We start from the raw sequence: 21,127 nt of genomic DNA on the forward strand, positions 1-21,127 counted from the left end.
TAATGTTCAACAAGATCCTGGTCGCCAACCGCGGCGAGATCGCGTGCCGGGTGTTCCGGACCGCCAAGCGCATGGGCCTGAAGACGGTCGCGGTCTATTCCGACGCCGATGCGCGATCCCCGCACGTGCTGATGGCCGACGAGGCGGTGCGGCTCGGGCCCGCGCCGGCGGCGGAGAGCTACCTTAAGGCCGAGCTGATCCTGCTCGCCGCCAAGGAGACGGGCGCGGACTGCATCCATCCCGGCTACGGCTTCCTCTCCGAACGCGAGTCGTTCGCGCGCGCCTGCGCCGACGCCGGCATCGCCTTCGTCGGCCCGCCGCCGAACGCGATCGCGGCAATGGGCGACAAGATCGAGTCGAAGAAGCTCGCCGCCCAGGCGGGCGTCAACGTCGTCCCCGGCTATCTGGGCGACATCGCCGACACGGACGAGGCGGTCCGCATCGCGTCCGACATCGGCTACCCCGTGATGATGAAGGCGAGCGCCGGCGGCGGCGGCAAGGGGATGCGGCTCGCCTGGTCGGAGCAGGACGTGCGCGAGGGCTTCGAGGCGACCAAGCGCGAGGGCCTGGCGAGCTTCGGCGACGACCGCGTGTTCATCGAGAAATTTATCGAATCGCCCCGCCACATCGAGATCCAGGTGCTCGGCGATCAGCACGGCAACATCGTCTATCTGGGCGAGCGCGAATGCTCGATCCAGCGCCGCCATCAAAAGGTCGTCGAGGAGGCGCCGTCGCCCTTCGTCACCCCCGAGATGCGCCGCGCCATGGGCGAGCAGGCGGTGGCTCTGGCGAGGGCGGTCGGTTACCACTCGGCGGGCACCGTCGAGCTGATCGTGTCGGGCGCGGACACGACCGGCAAGAGCTTCTACTTCCTCGAGATGAACACGCGGCTCCAGGTCGAGCACCCCGTCACCGAGGCGGTGACGGGCGTCGACCTGGTCGAGCAGATGATCCGCGTCGCCTATGGTGAAAAGCTGCCGTTCGGCCAGGACGACATCACGCTCACCGGCCACGCGATCGAGAACCGCGTCTACGCCGAGGACCCGTATCGCGGCTTCCTGCCGAGCATCGGGCGGCTGGTGCGGTACAACCCGCCCGAGGCCGACGCGCGTCAGGAGCCGGTCACCCCACCCCCGTTCGCTTCGAGCGCTCCCCAGCGTGTCTCGACTGAGCTCGACACGAACGGTGGAGGGGGCGGCCCCAGCCCTCAACCGTTCGCTTCGAGCGTAGTCGAGAAGCCTTTGGGCGATGACGGCCTGATCTGTTTCTCGACTACGCTCGAGACGAACGGAAGGGGCGAGGCTACGAACGGGAGTGGTTACGTCCGCGTCGACGACGGCGTCGCCGAGGGCGGCGAGGTGTCGATGTTCTACGATCCCATGATCGCCAAGCTCGTCACCTGGGCTCCCACGCGCGATGAGGCCGCCAACCTTCAGGTCGCGGCGCTGGACCAGTTCGAGATCGTCGGGCCGGGCCACAATCTCGACTTCCTCTCAGCCCTCATGCAGCACCCCCGCTTCCGCTCGGGCGAGCTGACGACGGGGTTCATCGCCGAGGAGTATCCGGAGGGCTTCCAAGGCGCGCCTGCGACCGCGGAGCTGACGCAAACGCTCGCCGCCGTCGCCGCCTTTGCTGCCACCGCCCACGCCGACCGCGCGCGGCGCGTGGACGGGCAGCTGGGGCGTCGCTTGACACCGCCCGCCGACTGGGTCGTGCGGATTGGCGGCGAGGACCACGCGGTCCACGTCTCGACCGACGGCCTGACCGTCGATGGCGAGCCGCTCGACCTGTCGATGGAGTACACGCCCGGCGACCGCGTGGTGGAGGTCGAAGCGGGCGAGGAGAGCTACGCGGTCAAGATCGAGCGCGCCCCCGCCGGCTTCCGCCTCAACGCGCGCGGGCGCACGCACAAGGTCCGCGTGCTGCCCGCCCGCCTCGCGCCGCTGGCGCAGCACCTGATCGAGAAGGTCCCGCCCGACCTGTCGCGCTACCTGCTCGCGCCCATGCCGGGTCTGCTCGTGCGCCTGCACGTGGGCGTGGGGGACCGCGTCGAGGCCGGCCAGCCGCTCGCCGTCGTGGAGGCGATGAAGATGGAGAACATCCTGCGCGCAGGTAAATCGGGCACGGTCAAGACGGTCGAGGCCAGGCCCGGCGAGAGCCTGGCGGTGGACGCGGTCATTCTCGAACTGGAGTGAGCGCCGCCTGACGCGCGCGCGGACGGACCAGCGCGCGCAGCTCTTCCAGCTCCTCAGGGGTGTCGACGTCGATCAGCTCGGCCGGGCTGGTCACGACGTGCCGCCCGCCCCTGACCAGGTCGCGCGCGCCTTGGTCGCCCCGGAGCGACATGAGGAAGTCGAACCGGTCGCGCCCGAAGATGCCGGGCGGCTTGGTCTGCGTCCCGTCCGACGAGGCGACGACGTGCGAAGGATTGTTCGCCACGTCGAACATCCGGTACACGTGCGAGACGGTGACGCGCGGCATGTCGGCGAGCGCGAACATGACAGCCGCCGCATCGTGCCGGCGCGCGAACTCGACGCCGCGGCGGACCGAGCTGGCGATACCCTCGGCGGCCTCGTAGTTCCGGATCATCTCGAAGCCGTGGGCGGCGTAGTCGATGCGGCACCGATCCACGACCGCCGCGCGCGCCAGGAACGGCATGTCCTCCAGCGTGACGGCGACATGGACGCCCAGCGGCTTGCCCAGGAACTCCTCGTCCAGCTTGGAGCCGACATCGCCGTACCGCGCCGACCGGCCGGCGGCGAGGAGCACGAGCGCGGTGTTCTCAATCGTGATCATGGAACGCCCTCACGGTGGCGGCGGCGATCGACAGCGCGATCTCCGACGGGCCGACGGCGCCGATGGGGAGCCCGACCGGGCCGTCGATCCGGTCGATGTCGTGAGTGGGAACGCCCGCTTCGGCCAGGCGCTCCCGCCGCGCGGCATGGCTGCGTTTGCTCCCCAGCGCGCCGACATAGGTGGTCGGGTGGCGGAGCGCCTCGATCAGCGCGGGGTCGTCGATCTTGGTGTCGTGACTGAGCGTGATCACCGCCGTCGCCGGACCGGGCTTGTAGGCTGCGATCGCCTCGTCCGGCCAGCGATCGTCGAGAGTCGTGTCGGGGAAGCGCTCGGGCGTGAGGAACCGCGCGCGGGGGTCGATGACGACCGCCCTCATGCCCAGCGTGCGGGCGAGGCCGACCAGCGACTGCGCGATCTGCACCGCGCCCACGATCAGCAACCGGCGCGGCGGGTCGTAGCGGTTGACGAACACCTCGCCCGTCTCCTGCGGGCGCAGCAAGGAGTGACCGGTGGCGAGGTCGGTCGTGACCGTCAGCGACCGACCATCCTCGCGCGCCTCGGTGACGCGGTCGAACAGTTCGGGGTCGAAGCCGTGCGCGGAGACGGGCTGCACCATCACCGCGATCTCGCCGCCGCAGGGCAGGCCCACCTCCCAGGCGGCGGCGTCGGCGACACCGTAGCGCTTCAGCTGAAAGGGCGCGCCCGCGATCACGTCGGCGGCGGTCTGCAGGATGTCGGTCTCGACGCAGCCGCCCGACACCGACCCCTCGAACCGGCCGTCGGCGTGGACGAGCATGTGGCTGCCCTTCGGGCGCGGCGCGGAACCCCAGGTGGACACGACGGTCGCGATCGCCATCGGCTCGCCCCTCCAGGCGTGCGCGGCGGCGAGGACGCTGTCGTTGTCCGTCATGAAACCGTCCCAAGGGGCGGGCACGTTCCCGCCCCGGCCACAACGTAGGTGATCAGCTTGGTTCCGCAACGACTGGTGCTTGTCCCGCTGCTCGCGCTGGCGTCCTGCGCCGCGCCGGGGCAGGGGACGCGCATGGAGAAGCCGCTCTCGCCCCCTATCGTCATCGCGCACCGCGGCGCCAGCGGCGAGCGGCCGGAGCACACGATCGCCGCCTACGACCTGGCCATTGCGCAAGGCGCGGACGTGATTGAGCCCGACCTTGTGCCGACCAAGGACGGCGTGCTCGTCGCCCGGCACGAGAACGAGATCGGCGAGACGACCGACGTGGCCGACCGCCCCGAGTTCGCCGCGCGCCGCACGACCAAGACGATCGACGGGCGGGCGGTGACGGGCTGGTTCACCGAGGACTTCACGCTCGCCGAGCTGAAGCGGCTTCGCGCCCGCGAGCGGCTGCCCAAGCTCCGGCCCGGCAACACCGCTTTCGACGGGCAGGAGGCGATCCCGACGCTGCAGGAGGTGATCGACCTCGCCAAGCGCCGCTCGGCCGAGCTGGGGCGGACGATCGCCATCTACCCGGAAACCAAGCTCCCGACCTATTTCGCCTCAATCGGGCTCGGCACCGACGAGCCGCTGGTGCGCGCGCTCCACGCCGCCGGCTGGTCGACTGCGGACGCGCCCGTGTTCATCCAGTCGTTCGAGGTCGCCAACCTCCGACGCTTGTCGAAGCTGACCCGCATCCGCTTGATCCAGCTGCTCGACGCGACGGGCGGCCCGGCGGACGGCGCACGGCCCAGCTACGCCGCGATGGCGACGCTCGACGGCCTACGCGACATCGCCGGCTACGCCTGGGGGATCGGCCCCAACAAGGCGATGCTGGGCGGCCGTGGCGGCGCACTCGTCCGCGACGCGCACCGGGCGGGCCTGCGCGTCCATCCCTGGACGTTCCGCGCGGAGAACCAGTTCCTGGCCCAGCCTTTCCGCCGCGGCGAGGACCCGGCCGGGCGCGGCGATTTGCACGGCGAGATTGCGGCCGCGCTTCGCCTTGGAATAGACGGATTTTTCACCGACTTTCCGGCAACAGGCGTCCTCGCCGTCAAGGAGCACCAGTAATGCGTAAGACCGTTCTCGCCGCCGCGCTCGCGCTGCCGCTCCTTTCGGGCGGCTGCATCGCGCGTACCGCCTGGAACGTCGCCACCGCGCCGGTCAAGGTCGCGGGCCAGGTCGTCGACTGGACCACGACGAGCCAGGACGAGGCCGACCGCAACTACGGCCGCGAGATGCGCAAGAAGGAAGCGCGCGAAGGGCGCGAGCGCCGCGAGTACGAGCGCCGCTGCCGTCGCAACCCGGACCGCGACGAGTGCCGCGGCTATGACGGCTACGTCGCCGCTAACGACAACTGAGCGCCTGCGCGACTACGATCAGAACCTCGGGCTTGAGCTGCACCCATAGGTGCGAGCTCCTGACCTCGACCGCGTCGCAATGCTCGTCGCGGCAGATCTCGCCGGCGACGAGCCCGTCCGTCCGGCTCCAGATCGCGGTGGCCGGGACGGGCAGGGGACTCGCGATCAGCGCCGCCCGCTCGACCACTGCGGGACTGTCCAGCCGCTCGCCCGTGACAATCTCGAACGCTCGCCAGACATTCGTCGCCCGGCCGGAACCCGCGAAAGGCGAGCTGATGGTGACGACCTGCCGCACCAGATCCGGCCGCCGATGCGCCACTAGCCGCGCGAGCATGCCCCCCAGGCTGACGCCGACCAGCGCCACCGGCCCGGCCTCCGCCGCCAGCGCCTCCACACGCGCGATCAGCCGCTCGGCGTCGGGGCCGACGCTGCGCACGCCCAGGTTGCGGCCCAGCCCCCAACCCTCGACGCGGTAGCCCAGCCGCCGCAGGAAGCGCCTGAGCAGGAAGTTCGAGCGGTCCGAGTTGAACATCCCCGGCAGCAGCATTACCGCACCGCCGCTCGCCGCCGGCACGCCCCTGACCCGCGCCCGGTGCCGCCACCAGGTCGCGAGCATCCACACCGCGCGCGGGAACTCCGCGGCCCAGAGCAGCTTTGACGGCGGGCGGGGCGTCAGAACCAGTTGAGCACCGTCACCGGAAACGGCGTCCACCTGCCCACGCGCACGCCCGCGTGGCGCAGCGCCTCGCCCGTCCAGGCGTTGCAGGTCCGCCGGAAGGAGTAGCTGCCCTTCGCGTCGTAGAACACGTCGTACGGCCCATACCCGCGATAATGGCGCGGCGCGTCGGCGAAGGTGCGGCGGATGAAGTCGGCCAGCCGCCGATACTCCTCCGGCCGGAGCGTGATCGCGCGCACCTCCACGCCCGGTATCGGCTCGGGCACGTGGTCGACATGGACCAGCGTGTCCTCGCTCCCGCGCGCCGCCGCCAGCACGGTCGCGGGCTTCACCTCCGACCAGGTGGGCGTCTCGAGATAAAAGGCGCGGTCGCCCCAGCCGAAGGACAGGTGCGTGTGTCCGCCATAACGCGGGTCCGCCAGGTGCTCTGGCCGCACCAGCGGCCGCCAGTCGACGCCCTCCGCCACCTTGGGGACGACGATGCCGGTGTGGACGCCGTTCGACTCGACGAAGATGCGCACGCCCTCCGCCGGCGGCCGCCACGCGTCGTTCGCCGGGATCGCGCCGCCGACCAGCCCAGCCACGGCGTATAAGGCGAGCGCGACAAGCAAGGTGCCGACCGCACCCGCGACCCAGATCGAGGCAACCCGGGCCCAGCCCAACGCGTTTCGTTTCAGCACCGCCCCATGTTAGAGCCGCGCCATGGCAGAAGATACCCACGCTCTCGACCGCCCGCCGGAAGGCGCCAACGCCGACTGGACGATCCCGCAGAACTGGGAGCGGTTCACCGCGGAGGAGCACGCCACCTGGGACACGCTGTACCAGCGCCAGATCAAGCTGCTGCCCGGCCGCGCGTCGGACGCGTACCTCCGCGGGCTCGACCAGCTCAAGCTGTCCGAGAGCGGCATCCCTAATTTCGAGGAGCTGTCCGACCGGCTGGAGAAGCTGACCGGCTGGCGCGTCGTCGCCGTGCCGGGGCTGGTGCCCGACGACGTGTTCTTCGACCACATGGCGAACCGCCGCTTCGTCGCGGGCAACTTCATCCGCCGTCCCGACCAGCTCGACTATCTTCAGGAGCCCGACGTCTTCCACGACGTGTTCGGCCACGTCCCCATGCTCGCCGACCCCGTGTTCGCCGACTATGCCGCGGCGTACGGGCGCGGGGGCTTACGCGCGCTCGAGCACGACGCGATCAAGTACCTGTCGCGCCTCTACTGGTACACGGTCGAGTTCGGCCTGATCCGCCAAGGCGAGGACCTGCGCATCTACGGCTCCGGCATCGTGTCGAGCTACGGCGAGAGCATCTTCGCGCTCGACGACCCCAGCCCCAACCGCATCGCGTTCGACCTGAAGCGCGTGATGCGGACCGAGTACCGGATCGACGACTATCAGCAGAATTACTTCGTCATCCCCAGCTTTGACGAGCTGCTGCGCGTGACGGTTGAGACCGACTTCGCCCCGCTCTACGCCGAGATTAAGGCGCTGCCCGACATTCCCGTCGCCGAAATCGTGGAAGGCGACGAACTGATCACCCGCGGCACGCAGGACTACGCCCGAAGCAAGCTGGCGGCCTAGCAATCCTCCCCCGCTTACAGCGGGGGAGGGGGACCAGCCGCAGGCTGGTGGAGGGGGAGCAACGGGATGCGGCATCGCCCTGTACCCCCTCCACCACGCCCTGCGGGCGCGGTCCCCCTCCCCCGCTGTAAGCGGGGGCGGAATCTAGGTATCTGTCGCCCAGGCGTTCCGATCGCTATTCGCCGGCGCGACTGAGGAGACCGTCTCGCCCGCCCGAAGAAGCAGGATCGTCCAGTCTCCCCGCCGCTCGCTCCGCTCCAGCGCGCATCCGGCGGCGCGATATGCGTTCACCACCGCGTCCGCCTGAGTCTCGAGCAGCCCCGCCAGCACCACCGCCGCCCCCGGCGCGGCGATCGCCGCCACCTCCGGCGCCATCGCGATCAGCGGGCCGGCTAGGATGTTGGCGATCACCAGGTCGAATGGCGCGCGCTCCTGAATGGCCGGATCGCGCGCGCCATCGGCGACGACGAGGTCGATCCGCTCGACGCCGTTCACCTCCATGTTCTCGCGTGTCACCTCGATCGCGACCGGATCGATGTCGGTCGCCATGATCTGCGCGTCCGGCCACAGCTCGCGCGCGGCGAAGGCTAGCAGCCCCGTGCCGGTGCCGAGATCGACCGCGTTCGCGAACCGGCGCTCGGCCAGGGCGTCGAGCACGTGCAGGCACCCCGCCGTCGTCTCGTGGTGCCCCGTCCCGAACGCCTGTCCCGCCTCGATCAGGAACGCGCGTCCGCCCGGCGGTGGCTCGACCGGAAAGGCGGAGGTGTGCACGACGAAACGGCCTTCGCGGATCGGCTCCAGCCCCGCCTGGCTCAGCGTGACCCAGTCCTCGTCGCCCAGCCCCTCGACCCGCGGCTCGACTGCGACGCTCGACGTGAGCGCGCGGATCGCGGCCAGCGCCGCCGCATCCGGCTCACCCTCGACATAGGCGTCCAGCCGCCAGCGCCCGGTCGCCTCGTCCTCCTCGGTCACGAGCAGGACCACGCCCTCCATCTCCGCGTCGCCGATCGCCTCGGCCTCCGCCTTGGTGCAGGGCAGGGTGACTTTCCAGCTATCTTTGTTGGGCGCGCCGCCGGACGAAGAAGTGGTGCCCACTTCTTCTGGCGGACGCTCAGCGGACATAGCTCGCGCCGTTCACGTCGATCACCGCGCCCGTCATCGACGGCGGCGCGTCGAACGCCAGGAAGCGCGCGACCTCGGCCACCTCCTCCGGCGTCGCCACCCGGCCGAGCGGGATGTCGGCCAGGAGCTTGTCGCCGCCGCGGCTGGCGAGGTAATCCTCCGCCATCCCCGTCATCGTGAAGCCCGGGCAGATCGCGAAGGCCAGGATGCCCTCCGCCGCGTAGCCCCGCGCGATCGTCTTGGTCATCGCGACCATGCCCGCCTTGGACGCGGCGTAGTGCCAGTGCTGGGGCGAGTCGCCGCGATAGGCCGCGCGGCTCGCGACGTTGACGATCCGGCCGCCGACCCCGCGCCCGCGCCAGTGGAGCACGGCCAGCCGGCACAGCTCGGCGGACGCGGTCAGGTTGACGCGCATCGTGCGCTCCCAGTCCGCGACCCACTCGTCGCCGTCGCGGTCGAGCGAGTTCGCCTCGAACACGCCGGCGTTGTTGACGAGCACGTCAATCGCGCCGCCCGCCTCGTCGAGCGCCCGCGCCCATAACTGGCGCGGGCCGGCGGGATCGGCGAAGTCGGCGGGGATGCCGCTCTTCGTGCCATGGCCGATGAGCCGGACGCCGCCCTGCGACAGCGCCGCCGCGATCGCCGCGCCGATGCCGCGGCTGGACCCGGTGAGGAGGATGCTGGTCATCGCGCCTCCCTAGACGGGCCGGCGCGGGCGCGTCGAGCCTGGTCTAGGCGGCCCCGGCCGAGAAGGCTTCGGCCGCGCCGCGCAGGTCGCGCAGCTGCACACCCATGTCGCCGAAGCGCCCGCCCAGCCGCTCGATCTCCGTCGCCATGACATGCGCGTCGGTCCGCACCGCGCCGATCGTGTTGGACATCGTGTCCGCCGCCAGTGCCGTCTCGTCCACGGCGGCGGTGATGGCTGTGACGGTCTGCGCCTGCGCTTCCATGGCGTAGCGGATGCGCTCGGCCGACTCCTGCACCTCGGCGACCGTGGCCTTGATGGAGGCGTTGGTCTCGACGGTCGAGCGGGTCGCGGACTGGATGGCGGCGATCTTGGCCGCGATGTCGTCGGTCGCGCGCGCGGTCTGGTTGGCCAGGCTCTTCACCTCCTGCGCCACCACCGCGAAGCCGCGGCCCGCGTCGCCGGCCCTCGCCGCCTCGATCGTGGCGTTGAGCGCCAGGAGGTTGGTCTGGCCCGCGATGTCGCGGATCAGCCCCAAGATGCTCTCGATCGACTTGGCGTGGTCGGACAGCGCCTCCGACATGCCCACCGCCTGGCCGGCTTGCGCGGACGCTCGCGTGGCGATCTCGGCCGCGGCCTCCACCTCCACGCGCGCGTCCTCGATCGCGCGGATCAGGCCGGCCGCCGTCTGCGCCGCCTCGCGCATCGCCACCGCCGACTGCTCAGCCGCCGCCGCGACCTCGCTGGCCTTGTCGGCCATGCCCTGGGTCGCCGCCGTCGCGCCTCGCGCCTGATCGCGCACGCCCTCGCCCAGCGACGCCGCGTGCTCGATCGTGCGCGCGATGCCTTCGCGGAAGCGGTCCAGGTGCGCCGTCCGCGCCGCGCGCGACGCTTCCTCCTCCGCCGCGACGATCGCCTCCGCGCTGATGTCCGCCTCGATCTGCCCGAGCCGGGCCATCGCGTCCGCGACGGTGGCGAAGCCGGCGGGATCGTCCCGCATCTTGCTCGCCAGGATCGCGATCGAGCGGCTCCGTCCGCGCGCCAGCGCCGCCAGCAGCGTGGAGAGGGGAACGCCGGCGGCCCGCGACTCGACCGCGTGCTGCGCCGCCCGGTTCCGCCATCCGTCCTCGGAGGGATCGAGATAAGCGTCGCGGGCATAGGCGAAGCTGCCCTCGACGCGCTCGGCGACGACGGCCGGCGTCAGGGACCCCTTCAGATGCGCGGCGCCCGGCAGCTCCAGATAAGCGCGCCAGAACTCGGCGGCCACTTGGCGGTAATCGTCGTCGGTCAGGTGCGAGGTGATCAGTCGGCAAGCGGGGCCGATCGCACCGTCCCAGTCGTAATCCGCCAGATGCTCCGCCATGGGGCGGAGCCGCGGACCGATGGTCATGCGGCGACCTTGGCCGCGAACTCGCCCGCGCTGGTCTTCAGTGTGGCCAGCCGCCCGTCGAGCAGGTCGAAGCCCTTGCCCACGCCCTCGATCTCGCTCGCCACCGTTTCCGTGTCCTCACGGATCGCGGCGATGGTGTCGCTCATGCAGTCCGCCGCGAGCGCGGTTTCGTCCACGGCGGCGGTGATGGCGGTAACGGTCTGCGCCTGCGCCTCCATGGCGTAGCGGATGCGCTCCGCCGACTCCTGCACCTCGGCGACGGTGGATTTGATGGAGGCGTTCGTCTCGACCGTCGAGCGGGTGGCCGACTGGATGGCGGCGATCTTGGCCGCGATGTCGTCGGTCGCGCGCGCGGTCTGGTTGGCCAGGCTCTTCACCTCCTGCGCCACCACCGCGAAGCCGCGGCCCGCGTCGCCGGCCCTCGCCGCCTCGATCGTGGCGTTGAGCGCCAGGAGGTTGGTCTGGCCCGCGATGTCGCGGATCAGCCCCAAGATGCTCTCGATCGACTTGGCGTGGTCGGACAGCGCCTCCGACATGCCCACCGCCTGGCCGGCTTGCGCGGACGCTCGCGTGGCGATCTCGGCCGCGGCCTCCACCTCCACGCGCGCGTCCTCGATCGCGCGGATCAGGCCGGCCGCCGTCTGCGCCGCCTCGCGCATCGCCACCGCCGACTGCTCAGCCGCAGCGGCGACCTCGCTCGTCTTGCCCAGCATGCCGCGCGCCGCGGCCGAAGCGCGCGTGCCCTGGTTGCGCAGCGAGTGGCTCTCCTCGTTCGTGCTGCTCGCGAGCGCGGCGATGCCGTCGCGGAACTCCGCCGCCAGGCGATCGCGCGCCGACTGCGAGCCGTGCTTGCGATAGCCGTTGTAGATGGCGACCGTGATCTCGCCTTCCAGCGCCGACAGCCGCATCAGCGTGTCGATCAGCGAGGGCAGCCGCGCGTCGTCGCGCTGGACGCGGCGCATCAGCACGTCCAGCGCCGCGCGGTCGCTCGCGCTCACCATCGACAGGAGGACCATGGGCGACACGTCGGCGGTGAAGGCCGCGGCGACCGAGCGCTCGATCGATTCGATCCAGGCGCGCCCGCGCGTGTCGAGGAAGCGGTTGCGCAGGAACTCCACGCCGATGTCGATCATGCGGTCGTTCTCGGCGGGCGCCCAGACGCGGTGCGCGTCGAAGCAGCGCTTCCACTGCTGCCAATAGGCGTCGGCGACGCTGCGCGCCTCGGGCTCGAGCACCGCCCACGCGTCGCGCGCGGCGGCGGTGAGCACGCCGTCGGCGTCGAACGCGCGCAGCCGCGCCGGCAGGTCGATCGTCGCGGCGATGGAACCGGGAACGGGCAGGTTGTTGGACACGAGGATGTTGGCTCCGCTTCTGTTCCCGGCGGATTACCGGCTCATAGGTTAAAGCCGGGTTAGGTGCGGCCCGGCCCGCCGCTTGCATCGCGGCCCGTCCGGCCTAATAGGCGGGCCATCTTTTCCTCCGCTTTTCTGTCGGGACGCAAAGCCTTGGCCAGCAGACCTCAAGCACGACCGCTCAGCCCACACCTCACCATCTGGAAGTGGGGACCGCACATGGCGGCGTCGATCGCGCACCGCGTCACCGGCGTCGGCATGGCGCTGGTCGGCGTGCCGCTGTTCGTCTGGTGGCTGGCGTCCGTCGCGGGCGGCGCGGAGGCGTATGGAACGTTCCGCGACGTGTTCACCGTCGCCTCCGGCAAGCTCAACATCGTCGGCTGGGTGGTCGGGATCGGCCTCACCTTCGCGTTCTTCGAGCACATGGCGACGGGCGTGCGCCACCTCGTGCTCGACACGGGCGCGGGCTACGAGCTCAAGCGCAACAAGATCGGCGCGCTGGCCTGCCCAGTCATCGCACTGGTGCTGACGGCCGCGTTCTGGCTCTGGATGGGGCTCCGCTGATGGGTACGGGAACGAGCATCGGCCGCGTGCGCGGCCTCGGCGCGGCGAAGGAGGGGACGCATCACTGGTGGCGTCAGCGCCTGACGGCGGGATCAAACTTCCTGCTCATGGCGTGGTTCATCTTCTCGCTGACGCGGCTGACCGGCTTCGACTACGCCAGCATCCGCCTCTGGATGGAGAGCGCCTGGGTGGCGGTGCCGCTGCTGCTGCTCGTCACCTCGGTCTTCTATCATTTCCGGCTCGGGCTGCAGGTCGTTATTGAAGATTACCAGCATAACGAGTCCAGGGTCGTGTTTCTGGTGCTGCTCAACCTATATACGCTGGCGGTTTACGCGACCGCCGTTTTCTCGATCCTGAAGGTCGCTTTCGGAGCAGCAAGCTAATGCCGGCAGCCTACAAGGTTATCGACCACACTTACGACGCCGTCGTCGTCGGCGCGGGCGGCTCGGGCCTGCGCGCCACCATGGGCATCGCCGAGGCCGGCCTGAAGACCGCCTGCATCACCAAGGTGTTCCCGACGCGCAGCCACACCGTCGCCGCGCAGGGCGGCATCGCGGCCTCGCTCGGCAATAACTCGCCCGACCATTGGTCGTGGCATATGTACGACACCGTCAAGGGCTCCGACTGGCTCGGCGACCAGGACGCGATCGAGTACATGGTCCGCGAGGCGCCTCAGGCCGTCTATGAGCTCGAGCATGCGGGCGTGCCGTTCAGCCGCAACGACGACGGCACCATCTATCAGCGCCCCTTCGGCGGCCACATGCAGAACATGGGCGAGGGCCCCCCGGTGCAGCGCACCTGCGCCGCCGCCGACCGCACCGGCCACGCCATGCTCCACGCGCTGTACCAGCAGTCGCTGAAGTACGACGCCGACTTCTTCATCGAGTATTTCGCGCTCGACCTCATCATGGAGAACGGCCAGTGCCGAGGCGTGATCGCGCTATCCATGGAGGACGGCTCGATCCACCGCTTCCGCGCGCACGCGGTGGTGCTGGCGACGGGCGGTTACGGCCGCTGCTACTTCTCCGCGACGAGCGCCCACACCTGCACCGGCGATGGCAACGCCATGGTGCTGCGCGCCGGCCTGCCGCTTCAGGACATGGAGTTCGTGCAGTTCCACCCGACCGGCATCTACGGCGCGGGCGTGCTCATCACGGAGGGCGCGCGGGGTGAGGGCGGCTACCTGACCAACTCCGAGGGCGAGCGCTTCATGGAGCGCTACGCACCTAGCGCCAAGGATCTCGCGTCACGCGACGTCGTCTCGCGCTCGATGGCGATGGAGATCCGCGAGGGCCGGGGCGTCGGCAAGGAGAAGGATCACATCTACCTTCACCTGAACCATATCGACCCCAACGTGCTCCACGAGCGCCTGCCGGGCATCACGGAGACGGGCAAGATCTTCGCGGGCGTGGACCTGACGCGCCAGGCGCTGCCCGTCGTGCCGACCGTGCACTACAATATGGGCGGCATCCCGACCAACTATCACGGTGAGGTCATTGCGCCCAAGGACGGGAACCCGGACGCGATCGTCCCCGGCCTGTTCGCGGTGGGCGAGGCGGCCTGCGTCTCCGTCCACGGCGCGAACCGCCTCGGCTCGAACTCGCTTATCGACTTGGTCGTGTTCGGCCGCGCCACAGGCCTGCGCCTCAAGGAGACGCTCAAGCCCAACACATCGCACAATCCGCTGCCGAAGGACTCGGCCGACCTCGCGCTGGGCCGCCTCGACAGGTTCCGCTACGCGAACGGCGGCACCAAGACCGCCGATATTCGCGGCCAGATGCAGCGCACCATGCAGCGCCACTGCGCCGTGTTCCGCGACAACGAGCTGCTGACGGAGGGCCAGGCCAAGATGGGCGAGGTCTATCGGTCGATGGGAGACGTGAAGACCGCCGACCGTTCGCTCATCTGGAACACGGACCTCATCGAGACGCTGGAGCTCGACAACCTGCTCGCCCAGGCGGTCGTCACCATGGAGAGCGCCGCGAACCGCAAGGAGAGCCGTGGCGCGCACGTCAACGAGGATCACCCGGACCGCGACGACGCCGACTGGATGAAGCACACGATCACGACGTTCATGGGCTGGGGCGGCGAGGGCGGCGCGGTCGCGATCGACTATCGCCCGGTCCACGATTACACGCTGACCGACGACGTCGAGTACATCAAGCCGAAGAAGCGGGTGTACTAAGCCGAGGATGAAGAGGCGGCGGTTCGGCCTGTTCGCGGCGGCGCTGGCATGCGCGGCCGCGGGCTGCGCGGAGCCGTCGCGCCCGCCGGCCACGCTTGGGCTCGACCCGTTCTATACGCGCTATGTCGACGCAGGCGGCATGCCCGTCGTCTCCTCCCGCCGCACACCGGCGGAGGCGCTGAAGGTCGCGCGCGACATCGTGCTCGGGCTGACGGCGCATCGGCCCGACCTGCACCGCAACATCGTCGCGAACGGCGTGCGCGTGGCGGTGATGGCGCCCGAGGAGGGCACGGTCGACCTTCCGGAGCAGCGTCATTGGCGCAAGCCTGCGCCCAACGACCCGCGCCTGACCCGGTGCGAGCGCAAGCATTATCAGGAGCGGATCGGCCGCCTGTCCGACCGCGAATACTGGAACGGCCGCGCGCGCGGCATGGCGGGGCGGCTCACCTCCGGGGCGACGGAGGACCTGCTCGGCCTGCCATCCAGCCGCTACTACGGCGAGAACATCCTCCTGCACGAGTTCGCCCATGTCGTGCTCTGGGCGATCCGCGACGTGGACCCCGCCCTCAACGCCCGCATCGAGCGGGCCTATACGCAAGCCAAGGCGAGCGGCCGCTGGCGCGACGAATATGCGTTGACCACCGTCGACGAATACTGGGCGGAGGGCACGCAGTTCTGGTTCAACTCGAACAAGGTCGCGACCTTCGACGGCCAGGTGGTCCTCTCCGACGCCGACCTCGCCCGCTACGACCCCGCGCTCGCGGCCGTGCTGCGCGAGGCGTACGGCGACCGCCACCACATTCCCGCCGATCGCTTCCACCAGCACGCCGCCCGCGTGCCGCCCGGACCGCTGCCGAAATTCACCGCTGAGGTGTGCTAGGCCGCCTGCTCGCGCCGCCTGAACCACCACGCGCCCAGCGCCGCCGCGCCCGCCGCCGCCACGGCCAGCGTCGCCGCGGGGCGCTCGACGGCCTTAGTGTAGAGACTGAACGTCTTGGCCGCGTGCTCGCCCGAGCGCTCGGACCCGCCTCGGCCCTCCCACAGATTCGTGGGTGGCTGCTTCTTGTCGGGGTCGGTCAGCAGCTTGGCCGCAGCCTTGGGCGCGACCCGCTCATAGATCCAGGGGAAGTGCAGCCCGAGCAGGACCTGGAGCCGTCCGGAACCGCCCACCGTGATCTCGCGCCGGGGCTTCTCGGCGGCGGTCAGGATCGCGTCGGCGACCAGCTCGGGCGCGTAGATCACCGGCGGGATCTGCGCCTCGCCCGGCTGATGGTTGCGCGTGTGCTGTGCGATGGGCGTGTCGATCCCCGACGGTTTGATTAGCGTGACGGAGATGGGCGCGCCCATGTCGCGCAGCTCCATGCGCAGCACTTCGACATAGGCCTTCAGCGCGTGCTTGGTCGCCGAATACGCGCCCATGATCGGCGTCGGCAGGTCGGACGCGATCGAGCCCACCGTGATCAGCGCACCGCCCGCGTCGCGCAGCAGCGGCACCGCCGCGCGGCACCCGTGCACCGCGCCGAAGTAGTTGGTGCGCATCATGCGCTCATGCTCGTCGTTCGGGATGTCGAGCAGCTTGCCCCAGACGGACGTCCCCGCGTCGTTGACCCAGGTGTCGACGCGCCCGAACCGGTCGATCGCGACACGCGCGGCGGCGTCCACCTGTGCCTGATCGCCCACGTCCGCGACCGCATAGGCCGCGGTACCACCCGCCGCCTCGATCTCGCCCACCACCTCGCGCGAGCCGTCCTCGTCGCGCGCGACCAGCAGCACGGTGGCGCCACGCTCGGCCGCCCGCCTGGCCGTGGTGCGCCCGATGCCCGAGCTCGCGCCCGTGATCACGATCACCTGTTCGGACAGCGGCTTCAGCTTCACGCTCATGACAACGACCTCTCGACTGGAAAGCAGCAGAACCGGGCGGCGCGACGCGCGGTTCCGTCGCTTGACTTGGGGGCCCGCGGGCCCAAGCTGCGGAGCGCCATGAACCGCTTTCTCAAACCGCTGGTCGCGCTGCTCGCCTTCACCCCCGCGGCGGCCGCGCAGCAGCAGCCCTACCAGCCGCCACAGCACAACCAGCCCGCGCCGCTGATCGGCACCGCCAGCCAGCAGGAGGTGGCGCGCCTCGCCGAGCTCGGCGTCCAGATCGAACGCGACCGCACCGCGCGCGACATGCTCGCGGAGCATCGCCGCCTCGCGACGGCGCTCGCCAACCTGCAGCCGCAACGCCGCGGCAAGGTCGACGCGTACGTCGTCTCGGTCGCGCTCGACAGCGACCCCGTGTTCGGCCGCGAGGCGCGCGAGGCCGGCCGCGTGCTCGCGCGGCGTTACAAGGCCGATGGCCGTACGATCGTGCTGGCGGGCACGGACGGCAGTCGGCCGAGCGACCTGCCCATGGGCTCGCCCCAGACGCTCGCCGCGGCCCTCGCCCGCGTGGCCGAGCTGATGGACGCCCGTGAGGACGTGCTCGTCCTCTACACGACGAGCCACGGCGCGCCGCTTGGGCTGGTCTACAACGACGGCGACCAGGGCTTCGGCGCGATCGCGCCCGCTAAGCTGTGGCGGACCTTACGCGAGCTCGGCATCGAGAACCGGCTGCTCTTCATCAGCGCCTGCTACTCCGGCCAGTTCGTGCCCATGATGATGGCCGACCGCACCGCGATCGTCACCGCGTCCGCCGCCGACAAGACCTCGTTCGGCTGTCAGGCGGATAATGACTGGACCTTCTTCGGCGACGCGGTGATCAACCAGGCGCTGCGCAAGCCGCAGCCGCTCGGCCGCGCCGTGGACGAGGCGAGGGGCCTGATCGCCCGCTGGGAGCGCGAAGGCAGGCTCGACGCATCCGACCCGCAGGTCAGCATCGGGCGCGGCGCGGGCAGGTGGCTGGCCGCGCTCGAACGCGACCTGCCGCCCGCGAGCGCGACTGTCGGCCGCTCGCCCGCCACGGTGCTGCGCGCGTCGCGTTGAGGCTCGGAAAAGCGCCGCGCGGCAACACGTGATAATGGCCCGAATCTCGTATTTGCGGGGCGGGGGGCTTACATGTATCGGACCTTGTCCCACCAGGGCGGCGGCCCCGCCTCCCGCACCCAGAACTGACGGATTGCACTGAAATGGCCGAGTTCGCGCTTCCCAAGAACAGCAGGATCAAGAAGGGCGTCGTCCACAAGTCACCGACGCAAGGCCGCATCCGCCAGTTCAAGGTCTACCGCTACGACCCGGACTCGGGCGAGAACCCGCGCTACGACGTGTTCGAGGTCGACCTCGACGCGTGCGGCCCGATGGTGCTCGACGCGCTCTTGAAGATGAAGGCCGAGCAGGACTCGACGCTCACCTTCCGCCGCTCCTGCCGCGAGGGCATTTGCGGATCCTGCTCGATGAACATCAACGGCCGCAACGGGCTCGCCTGCACCACCGCAATCGAGGACAGCAAGGGCGAGATCCGCATCACGCCGCTGCCGCACATGGACGTGGTGAAGGATCTCGTCCCCGACTTCACGCACTTCTACGCGCAATACGCCGCGATCAAGCCGTGGCTCCAGACCGTCACCCCCGCGCCGTCCGGCAAGGAGCGGCTGCAGTCGCCGGAAGATCGCGCCAAGCTCGACGGCCTGTACGAGTGCATCCTGTGCGCCTGCTGCTCGACCTCGTGCCCGAGCTACTGGTGGAATAGTGACAAGTTCTTAGGGCCGGCGATCCTGCTCCAGGCCTATCGCTGGCTCGCCGACAGCCGCGACGAGATGACGGGCGAGCGGTTGGATGATCTCGAGGACCCGTTCCGCCTCTACCGCTGCCACACGATCATGAACTGCGCGAACGTCTGCCCGAAGGGGTTGAACCCGGCCAAGGCGATCGCGGAGATCAAGAAGCTGGAGATGGAGCGCGTGCTCTAGGCGCAGTGCGGCCTGCGCCGCCCCGGCGCAGGACTCGCGCAAGCCCGGCCGGCGGATCGCGCTAGCGGGCCCGTCCGACGACGCCCCGGATTTACTCCGGGGCGCCCCCTTCGACGAGTAAGTGCGACTACCCCAGCTTTCGCTCGGGTGACGACTAGGGCTAAGGGCGGCGGCTAATGTCCTCCGTCCTCCCCGCTTACCAGTCCCTCGTCACCGCCGGCGAGCTCCGCCCCGACCCGGAGCAGGCCGCCGCCGCCGCCCGCCTCGACCGCCTCGCCGCCGAGCTGGAGGGCGCCGCCAAGCCCGGCCTACTCGCCCGCCTGTTCCGCAAGCCCGCGCCGCCGCGCGGCGTCTATCTCTGGGGCGGCGTCGGCCGCGGCAAGTCGATGCTGATGGACCTGTTCTTCTCCAACGTCCGCGTGGAGAGGAAGCGCCGCGTTCACTTCGCCGAGTTCATGCTGGAGGTGCACGCGCGCATCCACGACGAGCGGCGCAAGGAGGAGGGCGACCCGATCGCCCCCGTCGCCGAGGCCATCGCGGAGCAGGCGCGCCTGCTCGCCTTCGACGAGATGATGGTGACCAACTCGCCGGACGCGATGATCCTGTCCCGGCTCTTCACTGCGCTCATCGTCGAGCACGGCGTGACGGTGGTCACCACCTCCAACCGCGCGCCGTCCGAGCTCTACAAGAACGGCCTCAACCGTGAGCACTTCCTGCCCTTCATCGCGCTGATCGAGAACCGGTTGGACGTGCTCCCGCTCAACGGTCCCGTCGACTACCGCCGCCAGCGCCTGGGGCGCGTCGAGACCTGGCTCGTGCCCAACGGCCCGGAGGCGACCGCCGAGCTCTCCGCCGACTTCTTCCGCCTGACCGACTATCCGCCCGAGGATGCCGAGCACGTCCCGTCGGAGACGCTCACCGTCCAAGGGCGCGAGCTACGCGTCCCCAAGTCGCTGAAGGGCGTCGCCGTCTTCTCGTTCAAGAAGCTCTGCGGCGAGGCGCGTGGCGCGGCCGACTACCTCGCTATCGCGCGCCGCTACCACACTATCATCCTGGTCGGCATCCCGAAGCTCGGCCCCGAGATGCGCAACGAAGCCGCGCGCTTCGTCCAGCTCATCGATGCGCTCTACGAGCACAAGGTGAAGCTGCTCGCCGCCGCTGACGCGGAGCCGGACCAGCTCTACGAGGCGGGCGACGGCCGGTTCGAGTTTCAGCGGACGGTGTCGCGGCTCGAGGAGATGCGGTCGGAGGAGTATATGGCGCTGGGCCACGGTTGCTGAGCGCAGGCCGCGAGATGGATCAGCGGAGCTGAGCCGCACGCGGCCAAGCTCGGCCGGCGCGGCAGAGCCCGCCACAGGGCGCGGCTCTGCCGCGACCGACGGCGGGCGGGGGCGCATCCGGAGCCCATTGCTCCTGCGAAGCAGTCGCAACAAGACCTGTTAACCTCCGCCGTTTAGAGGTTGCCCCGCTTGCCCGAAAGGCGTAGGCGGCAGCCCAACCGCGCCCTTCTCAGCGGCGCCAAGCAGAAGGACAGGGGATGGCCCGCAAGAAGATCGCGCTGATCGGCGCCGGCAACATCGGCGGCACGCTCGCCCACCTCGCGGCGCTGAAGGGTCTCGGCGACATCGTGCTCTTCGACGTGGTCGAGGGCGTGCCGCAGGGCAAGGCGCTCGACTTGGCCCAGTGCGGCCCCGTCGAAGGCTTCGACGCCGAGATCAAGGGCACCAACGACTACGCCGACATCGCGGGCGCGGACGTGTGCATCGTCACCGCCGGTCGCGCGCGTCAGCCCGGCATGAGCCGCGACGACCTGCTCGCCATCAACCTCAAGGTCATGAAGGCGGTGGGCGAAGGCATCCGCCAGCACGCCCCCGACAGCTTCGTCATCTGCATCACCAACCCGCTCGACGCGATGGTCTGGGCGCTCCGCGAGTTCTCCGGCCTGCCCGCGCACAAGGTCGTCGGCATGGCGGGCGTGCTCGACAGCGCACGCTTCCGCACCTTCCTGGCTCAAGAGTTCGGCGTGTCGGTCAAGGACGTCAACGCCTTCGTGCTCGGCGGCCACGGCGACACCATGGTGCCCGTGCTCGAATACTCGACCGTGTCGGGCATCCCCGTCGCCGACCTCATCAAGATGGGCATGTCCACCCAGGAGAAGGTCGACGCCATCGTCCAGCGCACCCGCTCGGGCGGCGGCGAGATCGTCGCGCTGCTCAAGACCGGCTCCGCCTACTACGCGCCCGCGACCTCCGCGATCGAGATGGCCGAGGCGTATCTCTACGACAAGAAGCGCGTCCTCCCCGCCGCCGCCGAACTCAATGGCGAGTATGGCGTATCCGGCCTTTATGTCGGCGTGCCGATCGTCATCGGCGCGGGCGGCGTGGAGAAGGTGATCGAGGTCGAGCTGACCGACGCCGCCAAGCAGAACCTGCAGGTCTCCGTTGACGCGGTGAAGGAGCTGCTGGAGGCCTGCCGTTCGATCGACTCCAGCCTGGCCTGAGCGTTTGCGCCGGAGCCTGGCAATTTCGGTGATCGCTGCGCTGGGGCTGACCGTTCCGGCGGCTCCCGCGCATGCCCAATCGACT

The 21,127-nt window shown here is 70.2% G+C and carries 21 protein-coding genes; 12 read left to right on the top strand and 9 right to left on the bottom strand.

Features of this window, described 5'->3' with window-relative positions; genetic code table 11:
* Nucleotides 1–2 precede the first annotated feature (2 nt).
* A complete protein-coding gene (locus CKY28_RS11440) occupies nucleotides 3–2,195 on the top strand; it encodes an acetyl-CoA carboxylase biotin carboxylase subunit (protein WP_095998426.1) in 2,193 nt (730 codons plus the stop codon).
* Here the strand turns inward: CKY28_RS11440 and CKY28_RS11445 are convergent.
* Both CKY28_RS11445 and CKY28_RS11450 read right to left on the bottom strand, forming a co-directional pair.
* On the bottom strand, nucleotides 2,176–2,796 hold the full coding sequence (locus CKY28_RS11445) for a nucleotidyltransferase family protein (protein WP_095998427.1): 621 nt from the start codon (nucleotides 2,794–2,796) through the stop codon (nucleotides 2,176–2,178). The two genes, CKY28_RS11440 and CKY28_RS11445, sit on opposite strands and share 20 nt — an antisense overlap.
* Nucleotides 2,783–3,706 carry an XdhC family protein gene (locus CKY28_RS11450; RefSeq protein ID WP_095998428.1) on the bottom strand — a complete coding sequence of 308 codons (924 nt, stop codon included), beginning with the start codon at nucleotides 3,704–3,706 and terminating at the stop codon, nucleotides 2,783–2,785. Before CKY28_RS11450 ends, CKY28_RS11445 begins: the two co-directional genes overlap by 14 nt.
* A gap of 132 nt (nucleotides 3,707–3,838) precedes the next feature.
* On the opposite strand from CKY28_RS11450, the gene CKY28_RS11455 reads away from it, so the two are divergent.
* Together CKY28_RS11455 and CKY28_RS11460 are read left to right on the top strand one after the other, a co-directional pair.
* Complete coding sequence (locus CKY28_RS11455; RefSeq protein WP_095998628.1) at nucleotides 3,839–4,816, top strand: glycerophosphodiester phosphodiesterase; 978 nt, start codon at nucleotides 3,839–3,841, stop codon at nucleotides 4,814–4,816.
* The gene (locus tag CKY28_RS11460; RefSeq protein WP_095998429.1) at nucleotides 4,816–5,106 is read left to right on the top strand and encodes a hypothetical protein; all 291 of its coding nucleotides are present in this window, start codon (nucleotides 4,816–4,818) and stop codon (nucleotides 5,104–5,106) included. Before CKY28_RS11455 ends, CKY28_RS11460 begins: the two co-directional genes overlap by 1 nt.
* Here CKY28_RS11460 and CKY28_RS11465 read toward each other — a convergent pair.
* Both CKY28_RS11465 and CKY28_RS11470 read right to left on the bottom strand, forming a co-directional pair.
* Nucleotides 5,093–5,818 (bottom strand): esterase/lipase family protein, encoded by a 726-nt coding sequence (locus tag CKY28_RS11465; protein WP_245841792.1) that lies wholly within the window; start codon nucleotides 5,816–5,818, stop codon nucleotides 5,093–5,095. The two genes, CKY28_RS11460 and CKY28_RS11465, sit on opposite strands and share 14 nt — an antisense overlap.
* Nucleotides 5,779–6,462 carry a TIGR02117 family protein gene (locus tag CKY28_RS11470; RefSeq protein WP_245841793.1) on the bottom strand — a complete coding sequence of 228 codons (684 nt, stop codon included), beginning with the start codon at nucleotides 6,460–6,462 and terminating at the stop codon, nucleotides 5,779–5,781. Before CKY28_RS11470 ends, CKY28_RS11465 begins: the two co-directional genes overlap by 40 nt.
* Nucleotides 6,463–6,484: 22 nt before the next feature.
* Here CKY28_RS11470 and phhA point away from each other — a divergent pair, with 22 nt between their 5' ends.
* Nucleotides 6,485–7,357 (top strand): phenylalanine 4-monooxygenase, encoded by an 873-nt coding sequence (gene phhA, locus CKY28_RS11475; protein WP_095998431.1) that lies wholly within the window; start codon nucleotides 6,485–6,487, stop codon nucleotides 7,355–7,357.
* A 144-nt stretch (nucleotides 7,358–7,501) separates the two neighbouring features.
* Here phhA and CKY28_RS11480 read toward each other — a convergent pair whose 3' ends face one another.
* Genes CKY28_RS11480 through CKY28_RS11495 form a run of 4 tightly spaced genes read right to left on the bottom strand, consistent with a single transcriptional unit; the run spans nucleotide 7,502 to nucleotide 11,894 of the window.
* On the bottom strand, nucleotides 7,502–8,452 hold the full coding sequence (locus CKY28_RS11480; protein WP_245841794.1) for a 50S ribosomal protein L11 methyltransferase: 951 nt from the start codon (nucleotides 8,450–8,452) through the stop codon (nucleotides 7,502–7,504).
* Nucleotides 8,453–8,468: 16 nt separating this feature from the next.
* On the bottom strand, nucleotides 8,469–9,167 hold the full coding sequence (locus CKY28_RS11485) for an SDR family NAD(P)-dependent oxidoreductase (RefSeq protein WP_095998433.1): 699 nt from the start codon (nucleotides 9,165–9,167) through the stop codon (nucleotides 8,469–8,471).
* A gap of 43 nt (nucleotides 9,168–9,210) precedes the next feature.
* The gene (locus CKY28_RS11490) at nucleotides 9,211–10,554 is read right to left on the bottom strand and encodes a methyl-accepting chemotaxis protein (RefSeq protein ID WP_245841795.1); all 1,344 of its coding nucleotides are present in this window, start codon (nucleotides 10,552–10,554) and stop codon (nucleotides 9,211–9,213) included.
* Nucleotides 10,551–11,894, bottom strand: coding sequence for a methyl-accepting chemotaxis protein (locus tag CKY28_RS11495; RefSeq protein ID WP_095998631.1), 1,344 nt, complete (start codon nucleotides 11,892–11,894; stop codon nucleotides 10,551–10,553). Before CKY28_RS11495 ends, CKY28_RS11490 begins: the two co-directional genes overlap by 4 nt.
* Nucleotides 11,895–12,059: 165 nt before the next feature.
* Here CKY28_RS11495 and sdhC point away from each other — a divergent pair, with 165 nt between their 5' ends.
* The 4 genes from sdhC to CKY28_RS11515 are packed head-to-tail and all read left to right on the top strand — an operon-like array spanning nucleotide 12,060 to nucleotide 15,535.
* A complete protein-coding gene (sdhC, locus tag CKY28_RS11500; RefSeq protein WP_095998434.1) occupies nucleotides 12,060–12,470 on the top strand; it encodes a succinate dehydrogenase, cytochrome b556 subunit in 411 nt (136 codons plus the stop codon).
* Nucleotides 12,470–12,853 (top strand): succinate dehydrogenase, hydrophobic membrane anchor protein, encoded by a 384-nt coding sequence (sdhD, locus tag CKY28_RS11505; RefSeq protein ID WP_095998435.1) that lies wholly within the window; start codon nucleotides 12,470–12,472, stop codon nucleotides 12,851–12,853. Before sdhC ends, sdhD begins: the two co-directional genes overlap by 1 nt.
* A complete protein-coding gene (sdhA, locus tag CKY28_RS11510) occupies nucleotides 12,853–14,655 on the top strand; it encodes a succinate dehydrogenase flavoprotein subunit (RefSeq protein ID WP_095998436.1) in 1,803 nt (600 codons plus the stop codon). Before sdhD ends, sdhA begins: the two co-directional genes overlap by 1 nt.
* 7 nt (nucleotides 14,656–14,662) lie before the next feature.
* Nucleotides 14,663–15,535, top strand: a complete 873-nt coding sequence (locus tag CKY28_RS11515; protein WP_141243917.1) for a glycoside hydrolase — start codon at nucleotides 14,663–14,665, stop codon at nucleotides 15,533–15,535.
* Here CKY28_RS11515 and CKY28_RS11520 read toward each other — a convergent pair.
* Entirely contained in the window at nucleotides 15,532–16,536 is a 1,005-nt protein-coding gene (locus CKY28_RS11520) for an SDR family oxidoreductase (RefSeq protein WP_095998437.1), read from the bottom strand. The genes CKY28_RS11515 and CKY28_RS11520 overlap by 4 nt on opposite strands.
* Before the next feature lie 99 nt (nucleotides 16,537–16,635).
* Here CKY28_RS11520 and CKY28_RS11525 point away from each other — a divergent pair, with 99 nt between their 5' ends.
* From CKY28_RS11525 to mdh, 4 genes are all read left to right on the top strand, one after another.
* Complete coding sequence (locus CKY28_RS11525; protein ID WP_095998438.1) at nucleotides 16,636–17,619, top strand: C13 family peptidase; 984 nt, start codon at nucleotides 16,636–16,638, stop codon at nucleotides 17,617–17,619.
* A 143-nt stretch (nucleotides 17,620–17,762) separates the two neighbouring features.
* A complete protein-coding gene (locus CKY28_RS11530) occupies nucleotides 17,763–18,542 on the top strand; it encodes a succinate dehydrogenase iron-sulfur subunit (RefSeq protein WP_095998439.1) in 780 nt (259 codons plus the stop codon).
* A 176-nt stretch (nucleotides 18,543–18,718) separates the two neighbouring features.
* Nucleotides 18,719–19,822, top strand: coding sequence for a cell division protein ZapE (gene zapE, locus CKY28_RS11535; RefSeq protein WP_095998440.1), 1,104 nt, complete (start codon nucleotides 18,719–18,721; stop codon nucleotides 19,820–19,822).
* 257 nt (nucleotides 19,823–20,079) lie between these two features.
* Nucleotides 20,080–21,042 carry a malate dehydrogenase gene (gene mdh, locus CKY28_RS11540; RefSeq protein ID WP_095998441.1) on the top strand — a complete coding sequence of 321 codons (963 nt, stop codon included), beginning with the start codon at nucleotides 20,080–20,082 and terminating at the stop codon, nucleotides 21,040–21,042.
* Nucleotides 21,043–21,127 lie beyond the last annotated feature (85 nt).

Origin of the sequence: Sphingomonas lenta (genome assembly GCF_002288825.1) — a bacterium.
GTDB classification, from domain to species: Bacteria; Pseudomonadota; Alphaproteobacteria; order Sphingomonadales; family Sphingomonadaceae; genus Sphingomonas; species Sphingomonas lenta.